This window comes from Natronorubrum texcoconense (assembly GCF_900100335.1).
Taxonomy (GTDB): Archaea; Halobacteriota; Halobacteria; order Halobacteriales; family Natrialbaceae; genus Natronorubrum; species Natronorubrum texcoconense.
The window spans coordinates 41,439-54,414 of the sequence record NZ_FNFE01000009.1 but is presented as its reverse complement, the minus strand read 5'-3'; the positions used below and the strand labels follow the sequence as shown (position 1 = coordinate 54,414).

Below are 12,976 nucleotides of genomic sequence, written 5' to 3'. Positions count from 1 at the left end.
GCGGAAAACCACGGACGGTCGACTCGAGAATTAGGGGATGATTTGCTCGCCGTCGTCGTCGTAGATCCTGATCGCGTCGACGGGACAGGTTCGCGCGGCGAACTTCGCGTCGAGTTCCGCGTCCTTGGGAACCTCGCGGGCGAAGACCCCGTCTTCGACCTCCTCGCTGTCCTCGAGGACCGCTTTCCCGCTCGCTTTGTCCTTCTCGAAGGCGTCCCACTCAGCCACGCACTGATACATGCCGATACAGGTGTTTTCGTCGAACTCGACTCTCATACCCGACGGTTCGAGCGTCTGGGACATACCGCTTCCGGACCACAGTCGGTGGCTAGCGAACGAGTCGGCCCACGAGTCGACCGAGGGAACGCTTTTCCGGTCCGTCGTAGAACAGTGAGAGACGGAATGGTCGCACTGTCGTTCGCCGTACTCGTCGGGACCGCCATCCTCACCTGTCTGTTCATGGCGTGGGTACTCGGGGCGAACAGCAACTCGCCACCCTTCGCGCCCGCGATCGGCGCGAACGCGATCTCGACGATGCGGGCCGCGTTCGTCATCGGCCTGCTCGCGGCCGCCGGCGCGCTCATGCAGGGTGGGAGCATCTCGGAGACGGTCGGCGCAGACCTCATCGACGGCGTGGCGATCACGCCGCTCGCGGCTACTGCAGGTCTGCTGACGGCGGCGACGTTCATGGCGGTCGGCATCTACACGCGGTATCCGATCCCCGCGGCGTTCGCGACGACGGGTGCGATGATCGGCGTCGGCCTCTCGCTGGGCGGCGACCCCGCGATGGCAACGTACCAGCGACTCGGGACATTCTGGCTGATGGTTCCGATCATGTCCGGCGGGCTGGCGTACGTGACAGCGATTTTGTTGCGGCGCGACGACGTCCCCGAAACCGTCGGCGTCCCGTTGCTCGCTGGGGTCGTCGGGGCCATCGTCGCCAACATCCGATTGGGGGTCATCCCCGATCCGGCCGCCGATCAGGGGAGTCTCGCGCGGTTCGTTTCCCGGCTGTTCGGCGGCGGACCGACGCTCGCGGGCGGCGTCGATCTCGGAACAGTTCTGGTCACGATCGTCGTCGGTGCTCTCGCGTTCTACTGGGTCCGACAACGCGTCCTCGTCTCCGTCGAGAGCGGCATTCAGTCGTTTCTGCTCGTGCTGGGCGGCATCGTCGCCTTCTCCTCGGGCGGCTCGCAGGTCGGCCTCGCGACCGGCCCGCTCGAGAACCTCTTCCGGATCGAACTCGGCCTGCCGGGGATCGTCCTGCTCGCGATCGGCGCGACCGGCATCCTCGCCGGGGCCTGGATGGCCGCGCCGCGACTGCTGCAGGCGACTTCGAGGGAGTACGCCCAGCTCGGCGTTCGGCGGTCGATCGCGGCGCTCGTGCCGGGCTTTATCATCGCACAGCTTGCAATCGCGCTCGGGATTCCGATCTCGCTCAACAACATCATCCTCTCGGGGGTCATCGGCGGCGGGCTCGCGGCGGGCTCGGCCGGCGTCTCGAGGCGGAAGATCGGCTTTACGATCACGTTTTGGCTGCTGACGCTCGGGAGTTCGATCGTCGTGGGGTACGGACTCTATCAGCTGTTGGCGATGATCATCGGCGGGTGAGTCGGCCTCGAGGGGCCGCGCTCGAGCGAGCGTCACTCCGCCGGCGACAGCAAGTAGCTCCCGCCGAGCGCGGTGATCCCGACGAAGACGCCGAGCAGTCCCACGGGTGGAGAGACGAGCGTCGTCGCGGCGCCGAAGATGAGCGCACCCGCGCCGAACCGCCACGCGATCGACTGGGGATGATAGCCGCAGTGTGGACACTCCTCGGCGGTTCGCGAGATTTCGTCGCCGCAGCGACTGCAGTAGCAAACCGGTTTCATGGGTGCTCGCGGAGTGACTCCGTGTCGTGGGCTACTCGAGGCCCGACCATAATACGAGTGTCGGTGGCCGCGGACAGGTCATGCGTATGAAATTTGTATGATATATCAGTAGGCTTTTCAGTGATCGGGAGAGTCAAACTGTAGACTATGAGTTCCATCACGCAGGCGATCGGTGACTTCGTTTCGAACTTCGTTGCGTTCGTGCTGATGATTATCCTGGCAATCGTCTCGTTTTTCTTCGTCGTCTTCGTCGTCGATTTCGGTGCCGGACTGGCCGGCTACAGCGGCGACCAGTACGTCGTGCTCTCCTCGGCGCTGCTGGTCGCCGCGGCGATCCTCGCGGGCGGCATCTCGCCGCTCAGTGACCTGTCCGGGTCGACCGAGACCACCCGACAGGATGCGACCGTCACGGCCGACGACTGACGACTGCGGCTGAACCGAATTCGATGGCGGGACCGAGTCGACGGCTCCGCAACCGTTTTCCGCATTTTCGACCGTCGATACCGCCAGCGTGACTACTCGAGGACCGTCACCGGACTCGAGGTCCGTTCGACGACCGTCGATGCGATGCCGCGACCGAGAAATCGCTGGACGAACCCCTTCGTGTCGTTTCGGTGGCCGTACAGCACGACGTGATCGACGCGCTCCTCGCTCGCGTACTGCGGGACGACGGTTCCGGGCCGCCCCTCGGCGGTCTCGAGTCGGACTCGTTCGCTCGCGGTCGGTTCGTCGACCGCCTCGAGTAGCGTCGTCGCTCGCTCGCGTGCCTGTGTCGTGCGTTCGTCGTCACGCTCGAGGATACCGCCCTCGCTCATCCGCTCGCCGAGCGGCGTGACCACGGCGAGCAGCGTGACGTCGGCGTCGGGAAACGTCTCGAGGGCGTACGCGAGCGCCTCGTCCTCCCGCGGGCGGCCGAACGTCGGGACGAGGACGTGATCGGGAGCGAGCATACGACCGGTTTCGGTCGCCAGCCCCATCGGTGTACCGACGGGCAGGTGCAGGTCGGACCGGCCGACTGGGCTGGTCACCGCTCTCGAGTCGCTCGTCCGGCATCGATCCGGCAGCCACCGTGCCACCGTGTCCGTCTCCTCGTACGAGTCGAATCCGCCGGCGGCGACGTCTGCACGCTGACGAGACGACAGTTTAAACCACGGGACGCGCCAAAGACGAGTAATGAATATCGAGGAGCTGTCGGGGCTCCCGGCCGGTGCCGTCGATCACTTCCGAAGCGAGGGCATCGAGGAGCTCTACCCGCCACAGGCCGAGGCCGTCGAGGCCGGCGCGACCGACGGTGAGAGCCTCGTCGCCGCCGTCCCGACCGCCAGCGGGAAGACCATGATCGCCGCGCTCTCGATGCTGTCGGCGGTCGAACGCGGCGGAAAGGCGCTGTACATCGTCCCCCTGCGAGCGCTCGCCAGCGAGAAGAAGGCCGAGTTCGAGGCCTACGAACGGTTCGGCGTCACGACGGGCGTGACGACGGGCAACTACGAGAGCACCAGCGAGTGGCTCGCGACGAAGGACATCATCGTCGCGACCAGCGAGAAGGTCGACTCGCTCGTGCGTAACGGCGCGGACTGGTTGAGCGATCTGACCTGCGTCGTCAGCGACGAGGTTCACCTGATCGACGACCGAAATCGTGGGCCGACGCTCGAGGTCACCCTCGCGAAACTCCGGCGGCTCAACCCCGCCATGCAGACGGTCGCGCTCTCCGCGACGGTCGGCAACGCCGACGAAATCGCCGACTGGCTCGACGCTGCGCTCGTCGACACCGACTGGCGACCGATCGATCTGCGGATGGGCGTCCACTACGGCAACGCCCTGAACTTCGACGACGGCTCGACGCGGGAGGTTCCCGTCGAAGGATCGGAAAAACAGGAGGCCGCGCTCGTCCGGGACATCTTGCAGGAGGGCGGCTCCTCGCTCGTCTTCGTCAACTCCCGGCGAAACGCCGAGGCCGCCGCGAGCCGATTGGGGCAGGTCTCGAGTCGCGAACTCGACGGCGACGAGCGGGAAGCGTTAGTCGATCTGGCCGAGGAGATCAGGGAGGACAGCGACACCGAGACCAGCAAGGATCTGGCCGACTGCGTCGAGCGGGGCGCGGCGTTCCATCACGCCGGCCTCTCGAGCACCCAGCGAACGCTCGTCGAGGACGCCTTCCGCGACCGACTGCTGAAGGTTATCTCGGCGACGCCGACCCTCGCCGCCGGCGTGAACACCCCAGCACGCCGGGTCATCGTCCGCGACTGGCGGCGCTTCGACCCCAGCGCGGGCGGGATGTCCCCGCTGGACGTCCTCGAGGTCCACCAGATGATGGGCCGCGCCGGCCGGCCGGGGCTCGACCCCTACGGCGAGGCCGTCCTGCTGGCGAAGAGTCACGACGAGAGCGAGGAGCTGTTCGACCGCTACGTCTGGGCCGACCCCGAGGCCGTCCGGTCGAAACTCGCCGCCGAACCCGCCCTGCGAACGCACGTGCTCGCGACCATCGCCTCCGGCTTCGCCCGCACGCGTGAGGGGTTACTCGAGTTCCTCGAGGCAACCCTCTATGCCAGCCAGTCGACCGAGGCAGGGCGGCTCGAGCGGGTGACCGACGACGTGCTGGACTACCTCGAGCGCAACGACTTCATCGAGCGTGAGAGAGCGGGTGGCGATTCCGAGGACGACGCCGAGATCGACGACGGCGCGTTCACCTCCGCGGCCGACCTCGCGGCACAACGGGAGGCAACGCGCGAGGAAACCCTCGAAGCCACCAGCCTCGGCCACACCGTCTCCCGGCTCTACCTCGATCCGATGAGCGCCGCCGAGATCGTCCACGGGCTCGAGCGCGCCGACGACCGACCGACCGCGCTCGGCCTCTACCAGCTCGTCTCGCGGACGCCCGACATGTACGAACTCTACCTTCGTTCGGGCGAGGACGAGACGTTCGGCGAACTCTACTACGAACGGGAGGCCGAACTGCTCGGCGACCGGCCGAGCGAGTACGAGGAAGACCGCTTCGAGGACTGGCTGGCCGCGCTCAAGACGGGCAAACTGCTCGAGGACTGGGCCAGCGAGGAGGACGAAGAGCGGTTGACCGACCGGTACAAGATCGGTCCCGGCGACCTCCGCGGGAAGGTCGACACCGCCGAGTGGCTGCTTGGCGCGGCCGAGTCGCTGGCCGCGGAGATCGACAGCGAATGGACCGTTGCCGTCCGCGAAGCCCGCGCTCGCGTCGAACACGGCGTGAGCGAGGAACTGCTCGAACTAGTCTCCGTCGGCGGCGTTGGTCGCAAACGCGCCCGTCAGCTCTACGCGGTCGGCATCGAGGAGCCGGCCGATCTCAGAAGCGCCGACAAGGGCGTCGTCCTGGGCGCGCTCAAGGGCGAGAAGACGGCGGAGAACATCCTCGAGAACGCCGGTCGCGAGGATCCCTCGATGGAGGGCGTCGAACCGGCCGACGGAGCGGCGAACGAAGGGGCCGCCGGCTCGAGCGCTGGAGGCGGAGCCGACGAGAACGCGACGAACGAAACGGCGGACGACGGCCAGTCCAGCCTGGGTGATTTCTGATGGAGCTACTCGAGTGCACCCTCTCCGTCGACGACCTCGATCGGTTCGTCGCCGAGATCGGCGCGATCGGCGACCGGCACGACGTGACGGTACAGGCCTTCGACGCGCGCTACGTCGCCGACCGCGCTCACCTCGAGCGGGCCGTCGAACTGGCCGATCGCGCCATCGCCCGCGGGACGAACGTCGCCCGGGATCGGGCCGTCGAGATCCTGCTCTACGCCGCCGGCCGCCGACAGATCGATCGCGCCCTCGAGATGGGCGTCGGCGAGGGAGAGAACCGAGCCGTGCTCCTCGTTGACACGGGCTCCACCGGAAACGAAGGGGGTCGGGGTACGAACGACGATACCGAAGCTCCTACGGGCAGCGAAATGGCGGCGCGCGCGGCGCTGACCGAACTCGAAGCCCTCGTCGCGGCCGAACCGACCCTCGACGCTCGAGACGATGCCACGCTGTGTGACTTTTTCGACATCACCGACGCCGAACGCGGGGCGACCGACGCGAGCCTCGGTGACCTGGTCCGCGAGCGAGTGGCGCTGCTCGAGGTCGAGAAGTGAGTTGACCGAACGCGGTGACGGCTCCGCCGCGGTCGCGTCAGTCGTCCGCCGACTCCTCGAGTCGCTTCTCCCTCGCTTCCCGAAGCCCGTCACAGATTCCGCCCTGACTCGACATATTGACCGTCGCGAGCCGGCCGCGACGGTGGACGAGGTCGAACGAGTTGGGGTCGATCGGCTCGCCCTCCGGCGTCCGGAACAGGACGTCGTCCGCCTCGGAGACGAGATCGGTCTCGCGGGCCTTCTCGAGGTAGCGCTCGATCGGCGCTCGCGGAACCCGGACGACGAACGAGCGGTCGGCGACGTAGACGGCGAACGAACCCGTCGCCTCGCCGTCGTCGGGCGTGCCGTCCGCCTCGAGGGGCTCGAGGTCCGCCAGTCGCAGCCCGGTGATCGCCTCGCCGTCGAGACCGGCCTCGAGCAGCGCCTCAGTCGCGTCGTACTGTCTGGCGACGCGGGCTTTTTCGTCGAGTTCCGCGCGGACCGCCTCGACGTCTCCGTCGGCGTCCGGAAACGCCTCGGCGAACGAGCGTCGCTCGTTGACGCCGCGATTGATTTCCGCCTCGTGCATGTGTTCACGGAGCGTGATCCGGACCACCTCGACCGCAGCCAGCGTCGCGACCTCGTCGCGGGCGTCGACGGTCATCATCCAGGCGAACGCCGGCGAGCACCACGCCGTCGGGAGCGTGATCTCGACCTCGACTCGTCGACCGTCGATTTCGATTCCGTCCACGTACTCGAGTTCGACGATCGAACGGTCGAGTTCGGGATCGGTGACCCGATCCAGTCGGTCGCGGACGGCGGCTCGCGTCGGTTCGGGTCCGTCGGCGTCGGCTTCCGTTCGGCCCATCAGTCGTCGGCCGCCGCGGGCTCCCCGCCGGCGTAGTGGTCTTCGAGGCCGAACCGCTGGCTGATCTCGTCCTCCTGGAACTGCCGGCGCTTTGCCTCGATATCGATGTCGTAGAGTTTGGCGGCGTTCTCGCCCATCACCTTCCGTTTCGTCTCGAGATCCCACTCGACGCCGTACTCCGTGCGGTGCTCTTCCGTGAGTTCGGCCTCCATGACTTCCTCGACGAGCCAGTCGGGATTCCACAGCGCGTAGTCCGAGCCGAACAGGACGCGGTCCTCGCCGAGCCACCAGAGCAGTTCGGACATGATCTCGGAGAATTTTCCCGGCCGGTTCTGGGCGAACGGGGCGGCGACGGCCAGGCCCCCGTAGACGTTCGGCTCTTGGCCCGCGATCCAGCAGAAGTCGTCGAGCCGAGGAAGGCCGACGTGTTCGACGATGAAGTTCAGTCCCGAGAACGAGGAGGCCGCGTCGTCGACGTCCTTGACGTCGAACGCGTCGCGGTTCAGCGGTCGGATCGTCGGTCCCTTGTGGGTGTGGATGTTCTCGATCCCCAACTCTTCGCACCGCTCGAGGAATCGGAACGCCTCCTCGTCGTCGAGGCGCCACCCTTTCGAGTCGCCGCGCCACTCGGCCGTGTACAGCTTAACGCCCGGAATGTCGTATTTCTCGTGGAGTTCCTCGAGGTACTCGATCCCCGGATCGGCGTCGCGGGGATCGAACGAGCCGTTGAGGACGAACCGCTCCGGGTACTCCGTCGCCAGTTCGGCGTTCTGCTCGGTCGTATTGAACCCCTCCTCGTAGAAGTCGGAGAGATAGGTAGGCTGGAAAATGCCCATGTCGACGGCAGCGTTGCCGAACATGTCCTCGAGCATCCGGTCTGGGCCGTAGTAGCGGTACTCGTCCATCCCCCACTGGCGCTCCTCGGGCGTAAACGTCGTGTGGTAGTCGTAGAAGCACCGGATGAACTCCTCGCCGCCGTCGTGCTGGATGTTTTCCTCCGTGGCGTCCCACAGATGAACGTGAGCGTCGATGACGAAGATCTCCTCGCCGTTGTGCTGATACATCGCACAGTGATTATCGTTAACATAGAACATGACTCTTTTTCAGAGAGAGCTGAGTTACCCAGACGGACCACAGTACGCCGTCAAAATTAGGTCGTCACTCTCAGGGTATCAACGAACAAACGGTCACGACTTCTGATAGGTGGAGAACGTTATCATTGGCCGTGTTGAACGGTATCATAGCACCATGCAAGCAGCTCGACTCCACGAGTACACCGACGAGATGAGCGAGGCGCTGGAGGTAGAGGACGTCGATCGACCCGAGATCAATCAATCCGACGGCGTTCTGGTCGAGGTCAAAGGCGCGGGGTGGTGCCAGACGGACAACCACATCGTCGAGGGGATGTGGACCGAGTACGCCCCCCAGGAGCTCCCGATGACGCTCGGCCACGAGAACGCCGGCATCGTCGCCGAAACCGGCGACGAGGTGACGCTGGTCGAGGCGGGCGATCCGGTGATCTGTCACCCCGTCCAGACCTGCGGCATCTGTCGGCCCTGCCGGCTCGGCGAGGACATGTACTGCGAGAACAGCGCGTTCAACGGGCTCACCACCGACGGCGGCTTCGCCGAGTACCTTCGGACGAACGAGCGAGCGGTGATCCCGCTTCCCGACGGCGTCGATCCGACCGAGATCGCCCCCCACGCCGACGCGGGGATCACGGCCTACCACGCCGTCAAGAAGGCCGTCCGCGAACTGAACCCGGGCGACACCTGCGTCGTCATCGGCGTCGGCGGGCTCGGCCACATCGGCCTCCAGTGTCTCGACGCGACGAGCGCCGCGACCATCGTCGCCGCCGACATCAAGAACGAGGCCCTCGAGTTAGCGACGGAGTTGGGCGCCAATCACACCGTCAACTCGGCCGACGAAGACGTTCCGAGCGTGATCGCGGATCTGACCGACGACGAGGGTGCCCAGCAGGTGATCGACTTCGTCGGGAGAGACGAGACGACTGCCTTGGCGCCCGAAATCGTCGCCGCCGGCGGCGACCACCACATCGTCGGCTACGGCGGCCACGTCCACGAACCCAGTCAGGCGTTGGTCAACGGCGAGTTCGCGTTCCGCGGCACGCTGGTCGGGAAGTACGCCGAGTTGCAAGAACTCGTCTCGCTCGTCGACCGCGGCGACGTCGAGTTGCGAACCGAGACCCACGACCTCGCGGAGATCAACACGGTCGCGGAACGCCTCGAGCACAACGAGATCGAGGGGCGTGCGGTCCTGACGCCGCCATAATACGCGCGACGGTCGATCACAGGGTCCGCGTCAGTCGGCCGCTCGCACGGGATCGCTGTCTCGTGCGAGGAACCCGATCGCGGCACCCGAAATCGTTCCGCTCAGCATCACGAGCGCGCTTCGTTTCGGAATCCGTCCCCGGATACCGGCCTCGAGGAGCATGAGCGTATCGAGAACGTCGATCAGGAGGGCGATGCGATCCCACTCGCGACGGGTCGCCCTGCTCGCCGTCAGTCGGCCGATCCCGAGCCCGAGCGCTCGAATGCACGCGTAGCGAAGCGCGACGTCGAGGGAGCCGCCGTTCGCCGAGAGGCCGTACCACCGACCGAGCACGCGCGGAACGAGGAGCCCGATCGCTCCGAACACCACGCGAAACCAGGGAAGGAGTCTCGAGGCGGTGGCTATCATCGTCGGATGTGTGCGTGTACGAGTCATACGGTCGACACGTCTGCGGCCAACAACGAGACGTTTTCTTACAATATTTGATACGTCGGCCGCATCGATACGATCCCGGCAGAAGCACGTTGATTTCGGCGACCACACCCCCTCAGTCCCATCCGAACGGCGACGTACCACCGCTATGGAATCCGTCACCGTCACGGCGACGTACCACCGCTACGGCATCCGTCACCGTCACGGCGAGATTCGTCGTAGACGCGGCCGGGGACGTCGTGCGCACGGACGGCACGCTCTTGTACGATCCCGTGATAGCGTCGGTATGACCACCCTCGAGGACCCCATCGAGATCGGCGGCTGCGAGGTTCCCAATCGGCTCTATCGCGCGCCAGTGCTCGAGTGTGCGGGCAACGGCCCCGACGCGGTCGACACGCTGATCGACGATCTCGAGCCCGCAGCGGAGTCGGGTGTCGGCCTCCTCTGTCAGGGGGCGACCATCGTTCGCGGCGACGGCGGTTGTGCCGCGCCGGGGATGACCCGCGTCCACGACCCCGAGTTCGTCGCCGAACTATCGCGGCTGACCGACCGGATCCACGAGCACGGCAGCCGGATCTTCGTGCAACTCGAGCACGGCGGTCTACGGAGCATGGAAACCTGGCACGCCGAGTATCGCGAGGCGCATCCGGAACTGGAGCAGTTGGCGGTCTCGAGACCACCCTGGCAGTTGCGGCTGCTGGATCGACTCGGCTTTCTCGCCTACGATCCCCACGTGCTCTCGACCGAGGAGGTGTACGAACTCGCGGCCGATTTCGGCCGGTCTGCAGCATATGCGGTGGAAGCCGGCTACGACGGCATCCACCTCTCGGGGGCGAATATGGGCATCGTCCAGCAGTTTCTCTCGCCGTTCTACAACCGTCGGGACGACGAGTTCGGCGGCTCTCCGGAGGCGAGACTCGAATTCCTCGCGCTCGTTCACGACGAGATCCGCGAGCGAGCGGGCGATATTCCGCTCATGACCAAGGTGCCGGCGGAGACGCCCGCACCGCCCTCGCCGATCGTCCGGCGGAAACTGTCGCTCGAGGACGGGATCGAGATCGCTCGGCGACTCGAACGAATCGGCTACGACGCGGTCGTCCCCGTCCAGACGTCGGTCGTCTGGGACATGAGCATCGTTCGCGGGGAGTACCCCGAACGAGCCTGGGGGAACGAGCAGTTGCGCGAGGCGTACGACGCGGCGTTCGGCGGCGCGACGCGCAGACGACTCGTCGCCGCGGCGAACCGGGTCCAGTCGCTACAGTACGACTTCGACCCCGCGTGGAACGAGGGCTTCTGCCGGCGAGTTCGCGAGCGGGTGTCGATCCCCGTGCTCGCGGAGGGCGGGATCCGCGAGCGACGAGAGATGGATCGGTTGCTCGGCTCGAGTGGCGTATCCAGTGACGGCACTCGCGAGAGAGCGGCTTGTGACATGGTCGGCATGGCCCGCCCCTTCTACGCCGAGCCGCGGTTGGGGGCGCGGCTGCTCGAGAACGGTACCGACGCCGAGACGCCGGTTGACGGCGATCTGCGCGTCCTCTGTGAGAACTGTAACAACTGTACGGTGCCGCAGGCGACCGGCGCGCCGGGGATCTGCCGAACGCCGAGCGTGTTGCGAAAACGGGGCGAACTCGAGCGCGAGGGCGCGTACGAGCGCTCCGAGACGTAGAATCAGGCCGTGACGACGTCGCTCGTCAGTTCCGCGAGCGTCAGTTCACGGGTGTAGTCGGGAGCTTCGACCTCGAGCAACGAGTCGTCGCTCAGTCCAGTGAAGTGCAGCGTTAGTTCATAGGAGCCGTCGGCGTCGACGAGGCTCATCTCCTGTTTGTCGTCATCGACCGTCCGGACGGAAACGTACTCGCCGGCGTAGGCCGGATCGGACCGTCCTTCGACGTGGTACGCCGGGAGACTCGCGCTGGCGGCGTCGTCGACGTCGTTCCCTTCGAGCGGATAGCCGGCTTCGATCCACTCCTGAAAGCCGTCGTCGAGCGCGTAGACGTTCTCGTAGCCGTCGTCGATCAACCCCGCGGCCCGCTGGACGGCCATCGCGTGCGGACAGACGCAGTACGTCACGATTCGGTCGTCTTCGGCCCAGCCCGCGACCGGATCGTCGTCGCCGCCGTCGGGTGCGGGACTCAACGCGGCACCGACGATTCGGGCGTCCTCGAACGAACCGACGTCTCGCGTGTCGACTATCCGGGCTTCCTGTCGCGCGTACCAGTAGTAGACGTCCTCGAGCGGGGCTAGCGGTACCTCGATACCCTCGTAGGGCATCGTCTCGTAGTCGTCGGTATCGATCGATCGCTCGTCGAGTTCGTCGTCAGGCTCCGGTCCGTAGCCGTCTCCCTGATCGGCGTCGTCGAGTCCATTGTCCGTGTCATCGGTCTCGTCGTCACCACCAAGACAGCCAGCGACGGTCGCGGCGGTTACGACCGCCCCCGCTGTGAAAAACTGCCGTCGATTCATTGCCAGTCAGTACGAATGCAACTCAGATAGGGGTTCTGGTACGATCGACGACGCAGGTTCGACCCCTTCGTTTCCACTGGAGAGTCGGAGAGGACGGGCTGAAAGGTCTCGAGTCGAAGAACGGAGAGGAGTAGTCCATGCTGGATTCGAACCAGCGTCGAAGCCCCCAGAAGGCTTCAGGATTGGCCGCTACCCTAATGGACTTGTCATGTTTCGCCGGTCTCGTTTTCCGACGACGTACCAGTCAGTAGTTGGTGTCCGTATTAGAGTGTTACGAACTGGACCAGATACCGTGGTATATCACAGTTGTCGGCATCCGGATTGTGGCTGTAATCGCGTGGGGACTACCGTGTCGGTAGGTCGTAGTGTTCTATTCGGTGGCAATTTGCACAGAGAACGATACAGCGATCGATCTCTTCTCGAATACGCTCCCTCGAGTATCCGTCGACGACCATCGCTGAGATACCCAGTTCCTTTTCGTCCGGATGGTGAAAGTCCAAACACGGTGGTCGCTCTTCGCCACATCGGGTGCACTCACAGCGTCGGTCTTTGTACGTATAGAGCCACTGTCGGATTTCGTTTCGTCGACGATCCTTTCGCTCGATTCGAGCCTCCCGATTCTTGTAGTACCAGCGCTGTTGACCCGTGAGTTCCTCCCACTCGGCATCGTCGGGTATGTCGACCCAGTCCGGTTTCGGTTGGACCGGTTGACCGCCCGTTGCAGCCCGATCGAACGTTTCCAGTCCTGCGCGCTCTTTTGCCGCATTCCACCCACCTACTGTCTTCATGATCGTGGCCGACGCCGGCGTCAGCCCTAGCTCTTCGTACTGCGCTTTCGTCGGCGACTCGCCGAGTTGCTCCGCGGCCCGTCGCAACGCCTCGAGACACTCCGCTTCCGTCGTCACACCCCCGTTCGCCGCGGCATCGTATATAAAACGGCGGCTCCGAACCCGGTACGATGCCGGCAAAGACGG

General features: G+C 65.6%; 14 protein-coding genes and 1 tRNA gene. 6 read left to right on the top strand and 9 right to left on the bottom strand.

All coding sequences use genetic code 11. The features are described from left to right. Nucleotides 1-30 precede the first annotated feature (30 nt). Nucleotides 31-276, bottom strand: a complete 246-nt coding sequence (locus tag BLT08_RS20835) for a ferredoxin (protein ID WP_090312169.1) — start codon at nucleotides 274-276, stop codon at nucleotides 31-33. Nucleotides 277-402: 126 nt separating this feature from the next. Here BLT08_RS20835 and BLT08_RS20830 point away from each other — a divergent pair, with 126 nt between their 5' ends. Continuing rightward, on the top strand, nucleotides 403-1,611 hold the full coding sequence (locus BLT08_RS20830) for an inorganic phosphate transporter (RefSeq protein ID WP_090311907.1): 1,209 nt from the start codon (nucleotides 403-405) through the stop codon (nucleotides 1,609-1,611). A gap of 32 nt (nucleotides 1,612-1,643) precedes the next feature. Here the strand turns inward: BLT08_RS20830 and BLT08_RS20825 are convergent, their stop codons facing one another. Beyond that, nucleotides 1,644-1,871, bottom strand: coding sequence for a zinc ribbon domain-containing protein (locus tag BLT08_RS20825; RefSeq protein ID WP_090311905.1), 228 nt, complete (start codon nucleotides 1,869-1,871; stop codon nucleotides 1,644-1,646). A gap of 147 nt (nucleotides 1,872-2,018) precedes the next feature. On the opposite strand from BLT08_RS20825, the gene BLT08_RS20820 reads away from it, so the two are divergent. Then, nucleotides 2,019-2,294 carry a hypothetical protein gene (locus BLT08_RS20820; RefSeq protein ID WP_090311902.1) on the top strand — a complete coding sequence of 92 codons (276 nt, stop codon included), beginning with the start codon at nucleotides 2,019-2,021 and terminating at the stop codon, nucleotides 2,292-2,294. 92 nt (nucleotides 2,295-2,386) lie between these two features. Here the strand turns inward: BLT08_RS20820 and BLT08_RS20815 are convergent, their stop codons facing one another. Next, complete coding sequence (locus tag BLT08_RS20815; RefSeq protein WP_394328205.1) at nucleotides 2,387-2,848, bottom strand: universal stress protein; 462 nt, start codon at nucleotides 2,846-2,848, stop codon at nucleotides 2,387-2,389. A 196-nt stretch (nucleotides 2,849-3,044) separates the two neighbouring features. On the opposite strand from BLT08_RS20815, the gene BLT08_RS20810 reads away from it, so the two are divergent. Next, nucleotides 3,045-5,414, top strand: coding sequence for an ATP-dependent DNA helicase (locus BLT08_RS20810; protein WP_090311900.1), 2,370 nt, complete (start codon nucleotides 3,045-3,047; stop codon nucleotides 5,412-5,414). After that, on the top strand, nucleotides 5,414-5,968 hold the full coding sequence (gene cgi121 / locus BLT08_RS20805) for a KEOPS complex subunit Cgi121 (RefSeq protein ID WP_090311898.1): 555 nt from the start codon (nucleotides 5,414-5,416) through the stop codon (nucleotides 5,966-5,968). The genes BLT08_RS20810 and cgi121 overlap by 1 nt, the downstream gene beginning before the upstream one ends. 37 nt (nucleotides 5,969-6,005) lie before the next feature. Here cgi121 and BLT08_RS20800 read toward each other — a convergent pair whose 3' ends face one another. Continuing rightward, nucleotides 6,006-6,815 carry an iron-sulfur cluster assembly protein gene (locus BLT08_RS20800; protein WP_090311895.1) on the bottom strand — a complete coding sequence of 270 codons (810 nt, stop codon included), beginning with the start codon at nucleotides 6,813-6,815 and terminating at the stop codon, nucleotides 6,006-6,008. Then, nucleotides 6,815-7,879 carry an amidohydrolase family protein gene (locus BLT08_RS20795; RefSeq protein WP_090311893.1) on the bottom strand — a complete coding sequence of 355 codons (1,065 nt, stop codon included), beginning with the start codon at nucleotides 7,877-7,879 and terminating at the stop codon, nucleotides 6,815-6,817. The genes BLT08_RS20800 and BLT08_RS20795 overlap by 1 nt, the downstream gene beginning before the upstream one ends. A 184-nt stretch (nucleotides 7,880-8,063) precedes the next feature. Here BLT08_RS20795 and BLT08_RS20790 point away from each other — a divergent pair, with 184 nt between their 5' ends. Then, a complete protein-coding gene (locus BLT08_RS20790; protein ID WP_090311891.1) occupies nucleotides 8,064-9,107 on the top strand; it encodes an NAD(P)-dependent alcohol dehydrogenase in 1,044 nt (347 codons plus the stop codon). Between the two features lie 30 nt (nucleotides 9,108-9,137). Here BLT08_RS20790 and BLT08_RS20785 read toward each other — a convergent pair whose 3' ends face one another. Then, nucleotides 9,138-9,542, bottom strand: a complete 405-nt coding sequence (locus tag BLT08_RS20785) for a hypothetical protein (protein WP_090311890.1) — start codon at nucleotides 9,540-9,542, stop codon at nucleotides 9,138-9,140. Nucleotides 9,543-9,825: 283 nt separating this feature from the next. Between BLT08_RS20785 and BLT08_RS20780 the strand changes: the two genes are divergently transcribed. Next, nucleotides 9,826-11,205 (top strand): oxidoreductase, encoded by a 1,380-nt coding sequence (locus tag BLT08_RS20780; protein ID WP_090311888.1) that lies wholly within the window; start codon nucleotides 9,826-9,828, stop codon nucleotides 11,203-11,205. Nucleotides 11,206-11,207: 2 nt separating this feature from the next. On the opposite strand, the gene BLT08_RS20775 is transcribed toward BLT08_RS20780, so the two are convergent. The 3 genes from BLT08_RS20775 to BLT08_RS20765 form a co-directional block, all read right to left on the bottom strand. After that, nucleotides 11,208-12,002: a rhodanese-like domain-containing protein gene (locus BLT08_RS20775; RefSeq protein ID WP_090311887.1), complete on the bottom strand. Its 795-nt coding sequence runs from the start codon at nucleotides 12,000-12,002 to the stop codon at nucleotides 11,208-11,210. 131 nt (nucleotides 12,003-12,133) lie between these two features. After that, nucleotides 12,134-12,206 (bottom strand) — tRNA-Gln (locus BLT08_RS20770). A 140-nt stretch (nucleotides 12,207-12,346) separates the two neighbouring features. Continuing rightward, nucleotides 12,347-12,907 (bottom strand): homing endonuclease associated repeat-containing protein, encoded by a 561-nt coding sequence (locus tag BLT08_RS20765; RefSeq protein ID WP_090311885.1) that lies wholly within the window; start codon nucleotides 12,905-12,907, stop codon nucleotides 12,347-12,349. Nucleotides 12,908-12,976 lie beyond the last annotated feature (69 nt).